The organism is Leptospirales bacterium, assembly GCA_019694655.1.
Taxonomy (GTDB): domain Bacteria; phylum Spirochaetota; class Leptospiria; order Leptospirales; family Leptonemataceae; genus SSF53.
In genome coordinates this window covers 318,565-335,249 of sequence record JAIBBN010000003.1, presented here as the reverse complement: position 1 = coordinate 335,249, position 16,685 = coordinate 318,565, and the positions used below count along the sequence as shown (strand labels likewise).

The following is a 16,685-nucleotide window of genomic DNA, read 5'->3' as shown; positions in this document are numbered from 1 at the left end:
GAGTATACGCTATCTGGCAGATCGCGGTCATTAACCCGGGTTAAGAAAAGCATTTGACCGCGGTGCGATGCGGACCGCAGCCTCGGCTGAGGCAACCGGCCAAACCGTCATGGACCCATCCAGTCTGCCGGACCGACTCGCCGCGCTTCTTGATCGCTACGGCCTTTCCGATCAAGAGCGGATACAGCTCGCAAAGTTATTTGTGAGCGTGAATTTTTCGAAAAAGCAGTTCTTTCTGCAAGCTGGCGAACAATGCTCTCGCATTGGCTATGTTTGCTCCGGCATGTTTAAGATGTACTATTTGGTCGATGGCAAGGAGCAAATCAAAGATTTCTCAGGCGATCATCAATTTGTGGGTTCCTATGCTTCGCTTTTGACCGCGCGGCCTGCCCGTTGCTACGTCCAGGCTATGCAAAATTCCACGGTGCTGGTCGCCGACATCGCCGCCCTTCGGCATACGTTTCGGAACTCCCTGCCGTTCTTGCGATTGGAAAAGCGTATCGTCGAAACGCTCTTTCTGCGTAAGGAGGAACGCGAGGCGGATTTTTTACTGCTCGATGCCCCGCAGCGATACTTGAAGTTTATGGAACAAAGGGGCTCTCATCTAGAGGGCATATCGCAGACCGAGATTGCTTCCTTCATAGGAGTTACAAATGTTGCGCTCAGCCGAATTCGGGCGCGGCTCTTCAAGGATGGCGGAAAGCGCGGCCCCAACGCAGCAATCGCGCCCTAATCTCCGCCTTCCGCAAGCAACCAGTAGGTCTCCATCCGCCCCTTGCCCTTAACTTCAATTTCGCCGCGTCGTTCCAGCACAAAGGTATTGCCGAGGCTTTCGTAGAATGCAGCGCTAACCTGAATTCGACCGGGCTCTCCGTGGCTTTCCATGCGCGCCGCCGTATTTACGGTATCGCCCCAGAGATCATAGATGAACTTATCTTTGCCGATCACTCCGGCTACCACCGGTCCGGAATGGATACCGACGCGAATTTGCAGCGGGAGTCCGCTTTCTCGGGCCAGCTGATCCACGCGCTCCACCATGTAGAGCGCCATTTCGGCGGCAGCCTGGCGATGCTCTGCCATAGCCGCTGGCGCGCCGCCCGCGGCCATGTAGGCGTCGCCGATAGTTTTGATCTTTTCCAGGCCCAGACTGCGAACGCGTTCATCAAAGGAGCTAAAGACGCGATTCAAGAGCTCAACAATATCCTCCGGTCGCATCGCGGCGGAAAGGGCAGTAAATCCGACGAGGTCGGCAAACACTACGCTGACTTCCTCGAAGCGCTGCGCTATGGAGTCTGCGCTTTCTTTGAGTCGCGCCGCTATTGGCGCCGGCAGAATATTGAGCAACAGTGCATCAGCCTTGGATCTTTCACGGTCCAGAGATTGTTCGACTCTGCCAACGGTTACAATCGCATAGTAAACGAAGCCAAAGCCCACGCCGTAGGCGCCGGCAATCTGTGCGAAAAAAATCTGCCGTTCAACGTCCGACGGCAATGCTGGAGCAAAGGCGGCATGCTCGGGCGACAGAGCCATTGTCGCCAGGAACGCCAGCCCGCCCACGAGCCCGACCACAACGCGCGAAATGCGGTAGGCTGGCGGCCAGAGCAGCATGACGCCCACCCCCATGGCGATGAAATAGTACTGCGCTCCGCTGGATGTGCCCAGAATCCAGGTAATGGCCGTAACGTTGGCAATGCTGCCGTAACTCAAAAGCGTCAAGCCCAGCCTCCTGCGGTGCAGGGCCAGCAACAGATAGGCGAGTGCGTAGACCAGCGAGGCTACGCTTGCGCTGATTGCCGCCTGGCTGGCGGCCGCAGCATCGAAGGACAGGAACTGCGGAATGTTGGGCAGGGTAACCAGTATGGCCAGCAGGGTTACCGTATTTGCCAGGGCCAGCGGCCGCTTGGTGTGCTCCGGTACATTCGCTTCGATACCGACATGGACTGCAGCCGAAGCAATAGCTCTGGCGCGATTCACTAGCCTGTGCATGTCGCTTTGCTTTCGCCCTTGCCTCCAGGCGCAAGCAGAAAGCGCGCTCAGGACGGCCGGACTGGAGGCTCGCGACAGTGCGCTTCGAGTCATTCTGCGATTAGCCTGTCATAAAGTGAAACTTCGGCCTTCGCCGAGGCTGAATAATGCGGCTGGCGCCAGGATGCCCTTCGCCTGTCCTGACTAAAGGCTCCGCGCGTCATGGGAGCCATGATGTCTGCAATAGACTCCAAACAAAGCGAGCGCTTGACGCCATCGTTTCCAAGAATGAAGAAGCTTAAGATCGACGTGCTGCAACGTTCCTTCGAAGGCGAGTAATTCTTGAACAGCGCACTCGAGAAATACCAACGCGATGCCGCGCCCTACGATCGGCAAATGCACTGGCTTGGCTACGTCCAGTCTATGCAACGCTTCATTTACGATTGGGCCGCCCAGACGCCGGCGTCGGCAATGCGGCCGCGCATTCTGGATCTTGGCATTGGAACGGGACTGGCTTCGGCGGCGCTGCTCCGGGCTCTGCCGTCGGCGGAGATTACTGGAATCGACTTTTCCCAGAGCATGCTTTCCATTTGCGAGCGCCGACTGCCGGCGGCGCGCCTGCTACGCGGCGATTTTCACGATTGGTCTGCGCTTCGGACGCATCGCAGCGGACTTCCCTCCAGTCTGAGCGCCGAGGACTTTGACCTCATTGTAAGCGCCGGCGCTATTTTTGAATACGGCCACGCCAGGCGAATCATTCCCTTGATCCAGCGCAGTTTGCGCCCCGGCGGGCGGGTATTGCTGATAGGCATCCGGCGCAATTGGATCGGACGGCTGCAGTCGCGCCTCTGGCATTTTGCGGCGCTGAACAAAGATGCCGCACAGCAAGCAGTAAAACAGTTTCGCGCCGGCGGATTGGAATCCTCGCTGCTGACCATTGGTTGGCGCTATTTCCCCGCCAACCTTGTAAAGTTTGCCGTCAGCGCTTCTCGACCGCGCCAGTCTCTTCAATCGAGGCCGAAATCTTCCTAGCAGGCCGTCAGCGCCCTGGAAGCTCTCAGGAAAAGGCTGGCCAGCCTGAGCAGCGACTGTGGCAATCCTCAGTCAGATGACGGGGGCAGACGCCCGGACCCTGCTCCGGGCGACATTCCATGAACAAGCTGGACGGCGGATTTCGAATACTGGCATGGATGGTCTTTGGCGCAATCCTGATCAGTTGCATTCAATTTCTCTACTTCAGTTTGCAATGGCCGCTGGAGATCTGCCTGGATGCCGCATACTACCGCTTCATGGGATTGAGCATGGCCCATGGCCAGTGGCCCTACAGGGATTTTGAAAATATCTCTCCGCCGCTCATTCACTATATCAACTATCTGGGCGTATTGACTTTTGGCGAAGGATCCTTGGCCTTTCGCCTTCAGGATGCGTTTCTGGTTTTCTCGATCGCTGTCTTGAGCGCCGCCTATTTGCTTCGCTTTTCGCAACTCACAGCTTTCGTGGGATTTGCTTCGAGCTTCATCTTACCCGTGATCGCCACTCCGCTGGGCGCTTTTCAGCGCGAGCAGATCATGGCGCCCTTTTTTCTGGTCAGCCTGATTTTGATTGAGCATGCAATTCGCTTCCCGCACCGCGAGCGCGGCGCGTTCTTTCTGGCGATATTCTTGGCTGGCTGTACGGCATTCATCAAGCCGACGGGCGCGCTTTTTGCCCTGTTGCTGGGTCTTTATTTTCTGTGGCGTACGCGCCTCGACCTTCAACCGCTGTGGCGACGGATCCTTACGTTTGGCATGCTTGGCGCCGCCGCATGGATCGCCTGCGCAATTCTGCTGGCTGCGCCGCTGCTACTGCACGGCGCCCTCGACGATTTTCTTCTGCGTTGGTGGCCAGCGCTGAACGCCTGGCGCGATGCTACTGAATATGACAGCCCGCTGGCCGTACTGTCCCGCCTCTTCGCGCTGGCGCCGCGCTATGTCTTTCTGCCGCACAATGGCGGCGTTGCCAATGCTATTGATATCGGAAAAGTTACACTGTTTCAACTTCTATCGCTGGCAACCTTTGTTGCTCTAAGACGCCAGCGGGCGGCCTCTGCAGATGGACTTCTGGTTTTGCTGCTCTTCAGTTTCGTGCACTATGCTCTTCAGGGCAAGGGCTACAGCTACCATGCCTTCCCGATCTGGCACTCCTTTGCAATGATAACGGCCGTAGTGCTTGGAGATCTGGTTGCGAGCCTCAATCGCCTGCACGGGCCGCTGCGTGCGGCCGCGCTGACGTTGTTCCTGTTCTTCTGTTTGGGAAGCGCTTGGATCTACAAGTCTGCGCGCCGCGTGTACCGCGACACCGGTCTGGCTTCGGCCCAGGGCGCGCAGGTCTTCCGTTCTCGCCTCGATCAGCGCATTGCAAGCCTGCTGCGGCTGCACCCGCACATCAGCCGTGTCCAACCCCTTGAACAGAGGTACATTGTACTGACGGCAATGATGAAGTATAGTCTGAAGCTGGCCTCACGCTTCCCGATGGATCATCCTTTCTTCTCGACCGGAAGGAATTTCGACCGTTACCGAGCGGAACTGATGCAGCAGCTGGAGGCGCAGCCGCCGCAATTGATTGTGGTGGAGGAAGGAACATCCCTGGCACAGACCGCCATCCGCCCACGAAGATCAAAGTTTCCAGCGTTGGATCGGATGCTCAAGGAGCAATACGAGCTGACCGAGCAGTACCAAGAAATTAACGGCGTTTACTATTCTATTTACTTGCTGCGCGACCTATGAACCGCCGGCAAGCAGGGACAGGACATCCCGGCTCAAGCCTTCGACTGCTCTTGCCGAACCCTGAGCCCCCGCACGGACGCAGCCAGCGTCCGTCGGTGCTATCCGTACTTAGCTTGCTGACTTTTTCGTGGAAAGTCCGAAGGGCAGATACAGCGGGCAAACGCCAACCAGGCTGGTTGCCAGGAAAACGAGGGCCAGCACGCCCAGAATGATTGCCACAGTACCTGAAATCATATTCAGAAAGTACAGCACGCCAACCGTTACCGCCAGCAGCACGCGCACAATCCGATCAATGGTCCCCATATTTGCTTTCATGTTTCAATCCTCCCAAATAACTGCAGACTTCTGTCAGCGATAGAAATGCTGCACAAGCAGCACAATCCCGGAAACCAGGCCAACGCAAAAAACACATGCCAGAATAAGTCGCAAGACCTTTGACCCCGCACTCATCCCCGGCCCGCTTGAGTTTCTAGTTTCTGACATACAATTGTATGACGCCGCCAGCTTTGCCTGGTCCCGCAAAAAGTTCAAGAATTCCTTCCGTCCGCCGTGCCAGCTGGCGCGGAGGCCGCTCTGTTGCCCAAAGGCCAGATAACCTGTCCGAAAAAAGTTCGCGGGAAGTCCGGGCGATTCAGTAAGCCGATGGACTGCGGCGGTCGGTCAGGCAGATACAGTGTGCCAAATATCCAATCCCAGATGCTGAGTGAGATTGCAAAATTCACTCCCGAGTTGCGCGGCAAACTCCGGGCGTGGTGCCACAGGTGCATCTCGGAGTTGTTAAAAATGTATCGAAGCGGCCCCCACGGCAAACGCACATTGGCATGATTGAGGTGGCCAATCAAAAGCGAAACTGAATAGATCACAAACAGATCGCCAACGCTCCGCCCCAGTACAAGCATCAAGAATGTCTCAGGAATGCGATAGATAACGTTTTCCAGCCAGTGGTACCGAAGGTGAACAGCGAAACCCATGGTCTCGGCGCTATGATGGACCTCGTGCAGCCGCCATAGCCAGCCGACGCGGTGCAGAATGACGTGGACCATCCACTGGACAAAGTCGCGTAGCACAAAGACTATCAGCAATTGCAGGGCGGCAGGCAGGCTCTGCAGTGGGAGAGCTCCCTGCAGCGCTCTTCCCGGAGCGGAGCTGGCCAGGCTCTGGGCGAAAAGGAAACTGAGAACTGCAAAGCCCAAAAGCGGGAAAAGGAACATATTGAAAAACATGTAAAACACATCGAGCCAGAATCCGGGGTAGGCCAGCGGCTGCTCTTTGCGCCAGGGCCGCAGCCGCTCCAGCGCTGCGGCCGCCAGGGAAACGGCCAGCAACAGGTAGAAGAAATTTCCCCAGCCCGGATGCAGCAGCTGCCAGACGAAGGAGCGCCATTCCGCACTCAGCGCAGCGAGGCCATGTTGCAAAAACTCGTTCATTCCTCAACGCCCTTCGAGTCGCAAGGCCAGACTCGCGACGCCAATCCGCGTCCGGCAAACACAATACAGCGTATGGTATATAGGGCGCGGCGGCAAGGGCTTTTCGGCGGGCAGCACGGGAGGCGGGGGCAGCGTGGGCGCGGCCGGCATCGTAGCGCTGTTGACAGCAGGCGCGGCCGCGGCTTTCCTCGACGCCTCGTCCTGGCGACGGGACCCAGCCGGCCAGGCTGGAAGGCGGTGCAAGTCCATGGGTGCAGGAACCAAGGCCAGCGGACCTGATTTTACGGCCGGTATCGATGCAGCGAGCATTGCCGAGGGTGTTGTTGTCTCCGGTCAAGCCTACGGTGAACCGCTCATTCTGGTGCGCCGCGGAGCGCAGGTCCATGCCCTTCACGCCCATTGTAACCACTACTCCGGACCGCTGGCCGAAGGTCTGGTGGTTGGCGATCAGATTCGCTGTCCGCTACACCATGCACGCTTCCGACTGAGCGATGGCCAGGCGCTGGCGGCGCCGGCGCTTGGCCCGGTAGCGTGCTACCGCGTGGAGCAGATCGGCGATCGAATCTTTGTTCGCGAACGCCTGGCTGCGCCAGCAGCCTCCGCCCCGCCGCTCCAGCCAGCGTCCGTCTTGATCATTGGCGGCGGCGCCGCCGGCGATGCGGCAGCTGTAGAACTGCGGCGACGCGGCTATAGCGGACCATTGACCGTTCTGGAGGCCGGAGCGCTGCCGCCGGTCGATCGCACCAACCTCTCCAAAGACTACCTGGGAGGCGCGGCGCCGGAGGACTGGCTGTGGATTCGCCCCCGGCAGGACTATGATTCAATGAAGATTGAACTGTTGACCGGACGTCGCGTTGGACGCATCGACACTGCCGCCAAAAAGGCGTTCCTGGAAGATGGCAGCAGTCTGAGTTTTGATCGTCTGATACTGGCCACGGGCGCAAGCGCCCTTCGTCCGCCCATTGTCGGGGCCAATCATCCGCGAGTTTGCACTCTGCGCACGCTGAGCGATGCGAAGGCAATTCTAGCACAACTGAAACCGGAGCAGCAAGTTGTATTGCTGGGGGCAAGCTTCATTGCCCTGGAGGCCGCCGCTTCGTTGCGCGCCCACGGCATCTCTGCCACCGTAGTAGCCCCGGACGAAACGCCGCTGCAGCGCGTGCTGGGCAAAGACATCGGACGTCTGGTGCAGGGCCTTCACGAAGCGAAGGGCGTCCAATTCCGGCTGGGACGCAGCGCACGGGAGATCAGCGAGCAGAGCGTAATCCTGGATGATGGCAGCGAATTGCCGGCTTCGCTGGTAGTACTGGGCGTTGGCGTGAGGCCGAATCTGGCGCTGGCCGAAGAGAGCGGCTTGAAAGTGGAACGCGGCGTCGTGGTGGACGCCTCCATGCGCAGCAGCGCGCCTGGCATCTACGCGGTGGGCGATATCGCTCGCTACCCCGATGCATGGAGCGGCGAGCACATTCGCGTTGAACACTGGGTAGCGGCACAGCGGCAGGCGCAGATTGCCGTCCACGATATGCTTGGCATCGAACAACCAACGCGCTTCGCTCCCTTTTTCTGGAGTCATCACTACGATCTTTCCATACTTTACACCGGCCATGCCGAGAGCTGGGATGCCATCGAGTACTACGGAGATTTGCAAAAGCAAAATGCCCTCGCCGCTTATCGTTTGAATGGTCGCGTCATGGCCGTAGCCAGTCTCAATCGCGATCGAGAAAACCTGCAAATCGAGGCTGCCATGGAGGCCAACGATGATGCTGCGCTGGAGCAGGTGTTGGCCAGCGCCCGGTGAATGACCAGGGCTATGAGATGTTCGCCAACCGCCTGCGCAAAATGCGCAGACATCTTGGCAAATGGGCGCGGCGCCAGGGAATCGAGGCCTTTCGGCTCTACGATCGGGATATTCCACAATTTCCCTTCTTGATCGAATTGTACGGCGCAGATGCCGTGGTCTGGGAGTTTGAGAAACGCATTCCAGGCATTCCTGACCTCAGCGAGTGGCGAAGCCGTGCGCGGCGCTGCATCGTGGAAGCTTTGGAACTCGACGATTCGCACATCCAACACAAGCTGCGACGTCGCGGCAAACAGCAGTACGCACGCATTGATCAAAAGCAGGCGCTGCGAACGGTTCTGGAAGGCGGCCTGCGCTTCGAAGTAAATCTCAGCGATTATCTGGACACGGGGCTATTTCTGGATCATCGCCAGACGCGCGCTATGCTGCGAGAGGAAGCTTCCGGAAAAGATGTCCTGAATTTATTTGCCTATACCGGCGCTTTCAGCGTCTACGCCGGCGCCGGCGGCGCACGCTCGGTCATCAGCGTCGATCTCTCCTCCGCCTACCTGGAACGAGCGCGCCGCAACTGGTCCCTGAACCAGCTCCCGGCCGAGCGCGCCGATTTTCTGGAGATGGACATCCTGCAGGGACTGGAAAGCCTGGGGCGCGCCAGTTTTGACTTGATTGTCCTGGATCCGCCGACCTTCTCATCCTCCAAACGCATGCGCCGCGACTTCGATATTCAGCGCGACGCTGCCGGTCTGCTGCAACGTTGCGCCCTGCTGTTGCGTCGCGGCGGCGCGATCTATTTTTCAACAAACTTCCGACGATTCCGACTGCCGGCCGAACAGCTTGCGGACTGGTCGATACAGGATATCAGCGCTCGTACCATTCCGCCCGATTTTCGCGATCGACGCATCCACCACGCCTTTCGGCTGCAACGCAATCCCGCGTGATCAAATCAATCGCCGACCAGTTCGCGCTGTCTTCGCATATAGCGCTGCAGTCGATCGGCCGCAGCGCGCGCTGCCAGATCCAGGGGGTATCGGTTAGCCAGATCCTCAAAGGTTTGCATTGCCTGACGGTACTGGCCGCTGGCCAGAGCATTCAGCCCGGCCTCAAACTCGGCGCTGCCCGCCAGTTTGGCGTCACGCTCCGCCGCCGGCAGGCCTTCCAGCACTTCATGGATCTTGATCCAGGCGCTCTTGCCGCGCAGACGCGTCGAACCGAGAAAACGTGAAGCAAAAGGGACTCCGCCCTTTTTCGAGATCCAATCAATGACGTCCGCACTGACCAGCATTTGAACATGGTAGCGCTTGGTCAGTTGCTCCAGGCGTGCGGCGATATTGACCGCATCAGAAATTACTGTCCCATCCAGGCGCCGCTCCTCGCCAATGGCGCCCAGCATCAGCGATCCGTGGTGCACGCCGATGCCAAAGCGCAGGGGCGGCTGATTGTTTTCACGCCGTTCAACATTGAGCAGCGAAAGCTCAATCACCATTTGCGAGCCAGCGCGCAGCGCCGCTTCCGGGCCCCCGGGGAACAGCGCCATCAGCGCATCGCCAATGTATTTGTCGATGAAGCCGCCGTTCTCGCGAATGATTGGTCCCATGCGGCTCAGGTAATCGTTGAGAAAATGAAAGTTTTCTGCCGGACTCATCTGCTCCGAAATTGCCGTGAAGGAGCGGATGTCGCAGAACATGACCGTCATCTCCTTCATCACGGCGTCGCCCGGTTGCAGAGTAAGAACGCTCTCGTGGCCCAGTTCGCGCAGAAACTCGCGAGGAACAAAGCGTTCAAAGGCGCTGTTCAGGGCTTGCAGTCCCTGCGAGTAGGCGCGAATGTCGCTGACCATGTCATTGAAACCCTGCGCCAGCCGGCCCAGTTCATCGCGTGAATCATCTTCCAGTTGCACTGAAAAATCGCGCTTGCGCATGCGCTCCACGCCGTAGCCAAGCAGGCGCACCCGCCGCGAAAGCAGGCGCGAAAGGGCCAATGAAACCAGCAGCGACAGCAACAGACCGATAGCGGTGAGCCCGATGGCGACGTTGCGAACGTATCGCAGAAGGTTAGCCTCGCCACGAATGTCGTAGTCCAGACCCAGAACGGCAATCACCCGGCCATCGGCAGCCTTGATTGGCACCGCCGCCGACAGCCACGTCCCCCAGTTGTCGCTGTACCAGTCGTTCATAGCGCTGGCCTCGCCATGAAAGGCCCGTTTGAATTCCTCGCCGGGCGTATGCCAGGCCGTGGCGATCGGATCGCCCTGCTCGTCCTCTTCAATCGTTCCGTTGCCGTTGTTATCTACTTCCTGATAGTCCGCGTCGACGAGAAAGTAGGTATGCTCAAGCTGCGGACTTTCATGCATACGCCCCAGCAAATAGGCGTAGCGCACCAGCGGACGGTCATTCAGGTCCTCGGGCCTCTGCGGCAAAGAGCGCAGCGGCAGAACAGCATTGCGGCTGCCATCCTTGATGCGGCGCAGTCGCTGCACCAGGGTCTGGTAATCGGCGCCAGCCATGAGTTCCTCTGCATCCCTGCGTTGCAATGTCTCCTGCGTTCCCTCCGGATCCCTGCTGAGCGACTCCAGATCTGCAGCGCTGAGCGTAGCGCGACGACGATCAACTTCAGCATTGAGGCGTTCGATTGCATTGCGTTCTGATTCAGTAAATAGATAGGCCCCGGTACGACCGACGTCCTTGAGACGGGCCCCCATTTGCTCCAGCAGGGTTGCTCGAATACTGAAATAGTATATGGCGCCGCCGGAACCGGTCAGCGCCGCAGCCAGTGAGAAAACAGCAAACCCGGTCTTTTTTCCATAGGAGAGATGGCGGAACCAATCTGGAATCGAAAAGCGATTTTGACGCACCAGGATGGAATAGTACGGCGGCAATGGGGCGCATCATCTTTTCGCGTAAGAAAATTGTCCGAAAACTTCAAAATCCTCGCGGCGCTGATCGGCAGCCGCTTCGAAAAGCCTTGGCCGGAGAGGCCGCGCAGGCCTCGTTGACCGTATGCGACAGGCAAGCGGCGGCAGAAGTTGCATATTGAGTATTGTTTTCGTTGCGCTGGCGGCGGCGGGCGGCCGCTGCCAGCGATCGCCGGACGCCCCGCAGGAATTGGAGATTCGCAATGCACGCGTTCGGAGCGCCGCCGCCGGATTGAACAGCGCCGCCTATCTGCAAATAGAAAATCTGGGCGCTGGTCTGGAGCGATTGCTGGGCGCACAGTGCGCCGAGGCCAAGACTGCGGAACTACATCGAATCATTCTCGACGAGGGCCTGCATCAGATGCGCCCGCTATCGGCCATTGAGATTCCCCCAGGACAGAGCGTTGCGCTCACCCCCGGCGGAGACCACATTATGCTGATTGATCTGCATCGACCGCTGATCGGCGGACAGCAGGTCCAGTTGCAATTGCAGTTCGAGTCGCGAACTGCCATTTCCATTCCTGCTCGGGTTACGGACGATCCATGAAGCGCCAAACCTCGCCGAACCCGGGGCCTCGAGCCCTTATTCTGACCGCTCTGCTTTGCTCTCTGCTTTACAGCGGCTGTGGACCGCTGCTGCCCGATCTGGGTGCGGCGCCAGAGCTTGCCTTTGGCGCTGCTAGCAGCAGCTCTGGCGCGCCGCTGCGCATCCCCGATCCCGAGGCCACAGCGACCCTGGTCTATTTTGGTTACACCAGCTGCCCGGACTTCTGTCCGCAGACACTGAGCAAGATTCGTCGCGCCGTGAATAGCCTGGGTCGACGCGGCCGAGGCGTACGCACCATTCTGATCAGCGTCGATCCAGAGCGTGATTCGCCGGAGCTTCTAAGACGCTACCTCGAGGGCTTTGGGCTGCAGGCCGCCGGCGTTTCGCCTGAAACTGCCGCGCTGCGCGACGCGGCCCATGCATTTGCCGTAGATTTCCGACGCGTGGAGAGCCCGGAATCCGCGCTGCGCTACACGGTCGACCATAGCACGCGGCTCTTTGTGATCGACGCTCGGGGCCGCTTGCGCGCGCGCCTCAGCGCCGAAAGCAGCGCCGCAGACCTGGTCGAGTTGCTGGACCGGCTGCTGCCGGCCTTTTAGACAGGGTTGAAACCTGTCGGATCGGCCGCCAGCCTGGCCGAGGCAATGTGGTCTGCAAAGCGCAAGCCGCCTTGCAGACGCGGTCGGTGTGAAAAAGCCTGATCCGGCGCCAGAGCTGAATTACAATCGCTGTGCGTAGTATTCAACGATCAGCTGTTCTTCGACCTGAATCGGGATATCATCGCGCTGTGGCAACGACTCCATTTTTCCGGTCATGGCCGAAGGTTCGAGGCTCAAATAGCCCGGCAGACGCAGTGTGGGCGATTGCAGACAATTGCTGATTGCTTCAAGCTTGCGGCTCTTTTCACAAACCGAAATCACATCGCCCGGTCGCACGCGGTAGCTGGGAATATCAACGCGCTGGCCATTGACCTCAATGTGACCGTGACCGACCAGCTGACGCGCAGCGGGCATGGTGGGCGCAAAGCCCATGCGGAATACAACGCTGTCCAGACGCTGTTCCAGGAGACGCAGCAAGACCAGACCGGTCGGCTCATGGGAGTGGCGGGCTTCGGACATCAGGTTACGCAGTTGCCGTTCGCCGACGCCATAGTTGAAGCGCAGCTTCTGCTTCTCGTAGAGCTTCTTCTTGAATTCGCTGAATTTCTGGCGGCGGTTCTGGGCCCCCATTCCCGGCGGATAAGGACGCTTCTGGGTGGATTTGCGGGTAAGACCGATCAGCGGGACGCCAAAGCGACGAACGATGCGCAGGCGAGGACCGTTATAGTGAGCCATTGTCCGGCCAGGCTATGGCAAGCGGCTGTGCTGTAAAGAAATGTTCCGCTGCAGGGCCAGGGCCGGCCGTCCCGAAATTTGGCCGCAGCGGCGAAAGGACTTTCCAGGTCAGCCGCAGCTGACCGATGATGGAAACAACCATGGTTCAGGCTCCTCCAATGCCTTCAGCGGCCAGCGCCTGGCAGACAAACTGGTCCAGGCTGCCGGCTGGTATTCAGAACTCGCTTTCTGAATATGCACTGCAGCTCGCCGCGCTTCCGGGCCTGGATTACTTCCCGTCGCGGCTGTTGCGCCTTTGCCAGGAATGTCGGCTGATCTATGCCGCCCTTCAGCTGGACGCTGAAGTCTGCTTTGAATTTGGCAGGCTGCCCGAAGGTCTGCAGCGGGCTGGCGACGAGGGCGGTCCAGCCCCTGGCCTGCCCGGCCTGGTCTGGGTCGAACGCCAGCGCTGGCGCATGGACCAAAGCCTGCGCTTCAGCGGCTTGATTGCGTCCGAGGATCTGCCACAGTCCGAAGCGCAGATTGATCTGGAGTTGTTGCGCTTCGCCTCTGATTTTCTTTTTCACGACCCGTCGCGGCGCGATCCGCGCATGCTCGACCTTGCCGCCGGTTTTGAACTCAGCTGCCGCGCAATCATCGCCCACAGCCTGGAAAACGGCAAGCCTGTCACTCTGGCGCACTTTGAATTTCCGGGACTGGCACAGTACATGGAACTGGCCGGCGAGGCGCGCAGCCGTTCGCTGATGCAGGAGATCATCGACTCCATTCGCCAGAGGCTGAAGAAGGACGACTACCTGGTGCAACCCGGCCCTGGCGCCTATGTCACGCTGCTGCCCGGAGCTACCGTCGAACAGATCCACGATCGCTTCCAGACAATTTATTTCCACATCAAGAATCTGGTGCTGGACTACAGACTGCATCTGACCACTGTGGATCGACTTCCCATCGAACTGCACACGATCTGGAAGGAACTCCAACTCTAAGCGCCAGGAAAGCAGCGAATGAATCAGGCCAGCGGACCGCAGCTCTGGGCCGGCAGACAATCGGGCGAAGTAGCCTCGATCACCGTGCGCATGGGCGAATCGATTCAGCTGGATCGCCTGCTCTATCGCGAAGATATCCGCGCCTCCGTCGCCCACGCGCGGATGCTGCGACGCATCGGCCTGCTGGACGAGCGCGATCTGAACGCCATCGAGGGCGGGCTGCGCCAGGTGCGCGACGAACTGGCCGCCGCTGCTCTGCCGCTGCGCGCCGAACTGGAAGACATTCATACCCACGTAGAAACGCGGCTGGTGGAACTGATTGGCGAAGCAGGCAAGCGACTGCATACGGCGCGCTCGCGCAACGATCAGATTGCCGTGGATACGCATTTGTTTGTTCGCCGCCGCAGCGCCGAGCTTGGCGATCTTTTGCTGGAGCTCTTGCGCGCCCTGCAGCAGCAGGCCCGGGCGCAGATCGATGTTATCGTCCCTGGCTATACGCACTTGCAGGTGGCGCAGGCCGTTCGTCTGGCGCATCCCTTACTGGCGCATTTCTGGGCCTTCTATCGCAATCACCAGCGCTTCCAGCGCGCGGCCTGGCAGGCCGGTTTTCTGCCGCTGGGCGCCGGCGCACTGGCCGGCGTTAACTACGACAGCGATCGCGAGTTCCTGCGCGGCGAGCTTGGCTTTCACAGCATTTACCCGAACTCCATGGACGCCGTGGCCAGTCGCGACCACTTGCTGGACTTTCTCTATGCTTGTGCAGCGACGGCGACGCACGCTTCGCGCATCGCCGAGGAATTGATCCTCTGGAGTTCAGTAGAGTTTGGCTTCTGCACCCTGCCCGATGCTCTGACCACCGGCTCCAGCATCATGCCGCAGAAAAAGAATCCAGATCTGGCGGAACTGATCCGCGGAAAGAGCGGCCGCCTGCAGACCAACCTGCAAAACCTGCTGACCAATCTCAAGGCGTTGCCGCTCAGCTACAACCGCGACCTGCAGGAAGATCGTCATCCAATGCTTGATTCAGCCGAACAATGCGAACTGTGCTTGCTGGCGCTCACTGCCATGATCCAGGGAATCCGTTTTCATCCAGATCGAATGCGAGAATCGCTGGAGCGCGGCTTTGCAACGGCCACCGATATCGCGGATGCGCTGGTGGCGGAGAAGGGTCTGGCTTTTCGCGATGCGCATCATCTGGTTGGCCGACTGACGGCGCGCGCCCAGCAATTGCAGCTGGGATTGTCCGCCATGCCGCCCGAGGAACGAGCGGCGATCTCCCCGCACCTGGCGGCTGCCGATTTCTATGAACGGGCCTGTGATCTGGCGGCCAGCGCAGACAAGAAGCGCAGCTATGGCGGCGCTGCTCGATCTCGAATCATCGAGCAATTGGGCGAAGCCGAGACTGCAATCCGCGAGCTGGGCGCCTATCGCTGGGCGCGACCGGAGCTGGACCAATGGTAGATGCTACGCCTGGATCGCCCGTGATCGGACCGGAACTGGTTCGCGAGTACAATCGCATTCTGGGCGACCTGGTGAACCTGCTGACCGACGAGCAGCTGCCAATGCTGCTGGCAATGGTTGAACGCGCCAACGATGATTGCGCCGACTTGCGCCGCGATCTGAACGCCGAGCGGCTGCCAGCGCTATTCAGAATCAAGCGCTGGCGAGAAGCCTTGCGTTTGTTACGACTGAGTATGGCGCTGAAGTCGGAATTGGCTGCGGAATACGACCGCTTCGTGATCGCCTACCAGCAGCTGTCTGGCAAACAGAAGCCCGACGAGGACGAGCGCAAGTTGATCGAAGAAATTTCGGCGCTGATGTATCGCATCGACGAACTCTCTGGAGAACAGGATCGCTTTGCCTTGCGCTATATAGGCGAATTGAGCAAAGCTTTGAAAGCCGTCCATGGCATCATGCTGGAGCTCGATCCAGGGGCAATGGAAGAAACGATTCCGCCTGCGCAGCTGGCGCAACTGCAGCCCGAGCAGGAGCAGCTGATGAAGCTGACGCAGGAGCTGTTGCAGCAGGTTCGTATCATGACCGTTCTGATTCGGCTGCGCAAGCTGATCGCAAAGATGTAATCAATCAGCCCTCGTCGGTCAGCAAGTAGCGAGCGGCGGCGGAATCTGTATCGGCCAGTCGCTCCTCACAGCGACGATGCGAAAGAGGATCAGCTGCCAGACGCAGCGGCGGCAGGGGCAGGCGTTGCAGCAGGCCCGTCTCATCGGTCGCCAGCGCCCATCGCGCACCGCAAATCCTGTACAGCAGGCGATTTGCCGCCTGCAGGCGTCGTTCCAGGCGACGCTTGAGCTGCAGATTCAGGACGCACATTGAATTCAGCCAGACGCAATCATCCTGCTGCCTTGCCGGCGCCGGTCGCAATTCGCCCAATTCCTCCTGCAGTCGCTCGATGCAGGAGCGGATTGCCCGGGCGGCCGCCGCGCTGCACTCCGCTCGATCGCTGCGCTCCAGCAGCGGCAGAATCTGTACATCGAGGACAAGGCAGAGGGCGGAATCTGCAGGAAGTTCCGCGACGCCAACGCCCAGCGGGCCGCGCAGCTTGAACTCCTGCTCCCGCCGCTGCACCGCACGACGTAAGCGGGCCGCAATTTCCTCCAGTGAATCGCTCTTGCGCAGAAAGTCATCGAGTCCCAGGGCGAAACCCTCCTGCAGCGCTGCGCTCGAGGGACGACCGGTTAAGAGCAACGCGGGCAATGTGGCGCATCGAGCCGAACGCCGCAGACGCTGCAAGATATCGAAGCCGCTGCGGCCTGGCATGTCAAGGTCCAGCAACACCGCGAGGGCGCCGGATTGGCGGATCCGGGCAAAGGCAGCGCCCGGTCGGCTAAGCGGCAGGCTGCGAAAACCAAGCGCTTCCAGCGCTCTGCATAGCGAATCCAAAAATTCTGGATCATCATCTACCGCCGCCACCAGCGGCGGAAGAGACGCTGCCAT

General features: G+C 59.5%; 16 protein-coding genes. 10 read left to right on the top strand and 6 right to left on the bottom strand.

Translation table 11 applies throughout. The features are described 5' to 3' along the window. Positions 1-109: 109 nt before the first annotated feature. Positions 110-733, top strand: coding sequence for a Crp/Fnr family transcriptional regulator (locus K1X75_07360; GenBank protein MBX7057868.1), 624 nt, complete (start codon positions 110-112; stop codon positions 731-733). On the opposite strand, the gene K1X75_07355 is transcribed toward K1X75_07360, so the two are convergent. Next, complete coding sequence (locus K1X75_07355) at positions 730-1,986, bottom strand: adenylate/guanylate cyclase domain-containing protein (protein MBX7057867.1); 1,257 nt, start codon at positions 1,984-1,986, stop codon at positions 730-732. The two genes, K1X75_07360 and K1X75_07355, sit on opposite strands and share 4 nt — an antisense overlap. Before the next feature lie 321 nt (positions 1,987-2,307). Here K1X75_07355 and K1X75_07350 point away from each other — a divergent pair, with 321 nt between their 5' ends. Continuing rightward, positions 2,308-2,997, top strand: coding sequence for a class I SAM-dependent methyltransferase (locus K1X75_07350; GenBank protein ID MBX7057866.1), 690 nt, complete (start codon positions 2,308-2,310; stop codon positions 2,995-2,997). A 119-nt stretch (positions 2,998-3,116) separates the two neighbouring features. Then, entirely contained in the window at positions 3,117-4,730 is a 1,614-nt protein-coding gene (locus tag K1X75_07345; protein MBX7057865.1) for a hypothetical protein, read from the top strand. A 108-nt stretch (positions 4,731-4,838) separates the two neighbouring features. On the opposite strand, the gene K1X75_07340 is transcribed toward K1X75_07345, so the two are convergent. Together K1X75_07340 and K1X75_07335 are read right to left on the bottom strand one after the other, a co-directional pair. After that, positions 4,839-5,045, bottom strand: a complete 207-nt coding sequence (locus K1X75_07340; protein ID MBX7057864.1) for a DUF2892 domain-containing protein — start codon at positions 5,043-5,045, stop codon at positions 4,839-4,841. 212 nt (positions 5,046-5,257) lie between these two features. Then, positions 5,258-6,157, bottom strand: a complete 900-nt coding sequence (locus K1X75_07335; protein ID MBX7057863.1) for a sterol desaturase family protein — start codon at positions 6,155-6,157, stop codon at positions 5,258-5,260. A 247-nt stretch (positions 6,158-6,404) separates the two neighbouring features. Here K1X75_07335 and K1X75_07330 point away from each other — a divergent pair, with 247 nt between their 5' ends. Together K1X75_07330 and K1X75_07325 are read left to right on the top strand one after the other, a co-directional pair. Then, the gene (locus K1X75_07330) at positions 6,405-7,955 is read left to right on the top strand and encodes an FAD-dependent oxidoreductase (GenBank protein ID MBX7057862.1); all 1,551 of its coding nucleotides are present in this window, start codon (positions 6,405-6,407) and stop codon (positions 7,953-7,955) included. A gap of 41 nt (positions 7,956-7,996) precedes the next feature. Beyond that, positions 7,997-8,893, top strand: coding sequence for a class I SAM-dependent methyltransferase (locus K1X75_07325; protein ID MBX7057861.1), 897 nt, complete (start codon positions 7,997-7,999; stop codon positions 8,891-8,893). Positions 8,894-8,898: 5 nt separating this feature from the next. Here the strand turns inward: K1X75_07325 and K1X75_07320 are convergent, their stop codons facing one another. Then, entirely contained in the window at positions 8,899-10,830 is a 1,932-nt protein-coding gene (locus tag K1X75_07320; GenBank protein ID MBX7057860.1) for an adenylate/guanylate cyclase domain-containing protein, read from the bottom strand. A gap of 154 nt (positions 10,831-10,984) precedes the next feature. Here K1X75_07320 and K1X75_07315 point away from each other — a divergent pair, with 154 nt between their 5' ends. Further along, positions 10,985-11,413, top strand: a complete 429-nt coding sequence (locus K1X75_07315) for a copper chaperone PCu(A)C (GenBank protein ID MBX7057859.1) — start codon at positions 10,985-10,987, stop codon at positions 11,411-11,413. Next, complete coding sequence (locus K1X75_07310; GenBank protein ID MBX7057858.1) at positions 11,410-12,012, top strand: SCO family protein; 603 nt, start codon at positions 11,410-11,412, stop codon at positions 12,010-12,012. The genes K1X75_07315 and K1X75_07310 overlap by 4 nt, the downstream gene beginning before the upstream one ends. Before the next feature lie 120 nt (positions 12,013-12,132). Here the strand turns inward: K1X75_07310 and rpsD are convergent, their stop codons facing one another. After that, the gene (gene rpsD, locus K1X75_07305; protein MBX7057857.1) at positions 12,133-12,747 is read right to left on the bottom strand and encodes a 30S ribosomal protein S4; all 615 of its coding nucleotides are present in this window, start codon (positions 12,745-12,747) and stop codon (positions 12,133-12,135) included. Between the two features lie 140 nt (positions 12,748-12,887). On the opposite strand from rpsD, the gene K1X75_07300 reads away from it, so the two are divergent. From K1X75_07300 to K1X75_07290, 3 genes are read left to right on the top strand one after another with little or no spacing between them, the layout of a single operon-like run. Then, positions 12,888-13,730 (top strand): hypothetical protein, encoded by an 843-nt coding sequence (locus tag K1X75_07300; protein MBX7057856.1) that lies wholly within the window; start codon positions 12,888-12,890, stop codon positions 13,728-13,730. An 18-nt stretch (positions 13,731-13,748) separates the two neighbouring features. After that, positions 13,749-15,191, top strand: coding sequence for an argininosuccinate lyase (gene argH, locus K1X75_07295; GenBank protein ID MBX7057855.1), 1,443 nt, complete (start codon positions 13,749-13,751; stop codon positions 15,189-15,191). Next, a complete protein-coding gene (locus K1X75_07290; protein ID MBX7057854.1) occupies positions 15,185-15,811 on the top strand; it encodes a hypothetical protein in 627 nt (208 codons plus the stop codon). Before argH ends, K1X75_07290 begins: the two co-directional genes overlap by 7 nt. 4 nt (positions 15,812-15,815) lie before the next feature. Here K1X75_07290 and K1X75_07285 read toward each other — a convergent pair whose 3' ends face one another. Continuing rightward, positions 15,816-16,685 (bottom strand): response regulator, encoded by an 870-nt coding sequence (locus K1X75_07285; GenBank protein MBX7057853.1) that lies wholly within the window; start codon positions 16,683-16,685, stop codon positions 15,816-15,818.

Coding starts and splice junctions, on each gene's coding strand:
- K1X75_07335 (MBX7057863.1), bottom strand. CDS start 6,157: ATGAACGAGTTTTTGCAACATGGCCTCGCTGCGCTGAGTGCGGAATGG.
- K1X75_07285 (MBX7057853.1), bottom strand. CDS start 16,685: ATGGCAGCGTCTCTTCCGCCGCTGGTGGCGGCGGTAGATGATGATCCA.
- K1X75_07360 (MBX7057868.1), top strand. CDS start 110: ATGGACCCATCCAGTCTGCCGGACCGACTCGCCGCGCTTCTTGATCGC.
- K1X75_07340 (MBX7057864.1), bottom strand. CDS start 5,045: ATGAAAGCAAATATGGGGACCATTGATCGGATTGTGCGCGTGCTGCTG.
- argH (MBX7057855.1), top strand. CDS start 13,749: ATGAATCAGGCCAGCGGACCGCAGCTCTGGGCCGGCAGACAATCGGGC.
- K1X75_07330 (MBX7057862.1), top strand. CDS start 6,405: ATGGGTGCAGGAACCAAGGCCAGCGGACCTGATTTTACGGCCGGTATC.
- K1X75_07325 (MBX7057861.1), top strand. CDS start 7,997: ATGCGCAGACATCTTGGCAAATGGGCGCGGCGCCAGGGAATCGAGGCC.
- K1X75_07345 (MBX7057865.1), top strand. CDS start 3,117: ATGAACAAGCTGGACGGCGGATTTCGAATACTGGCATGGATGGTCTTT.
- K1X75_07310 (MBX7057858.1), top strand. CDS start 11,410: ATGAAGCGCCAAACCTCGCCGAACCCGGGGCCTCGAGCCCTTATTCTG.
- K1X75_07355 (MBX7057867.1), bottom strand. CDS start 1,986: ATGCACAGGCTAGTGAATCGCGCCAGAGCTATTGCTTCGGCTGCAGTC.
- K1X75_07300 (MBX7057856.1), top strand. CDS start 12,888: ATGGTTCAGGCTCCTCCAATGCCTTCAGCGGCCAGCGCCTGGCAGACA.
- K1X75_07290 (MBX7057854.1), top strand. CDS start 15,185: ATGGTAGATGCTACGCCTGGATCGCCCGTGATCGGACCGGAACTGGTT.
- rpsD (MBX7057857.1), bottom strand. CDS start 12,747: ATGGCTCACTATAACGGTCCTCGCCTGCGCATCGTTCGTCGCTTTGGC.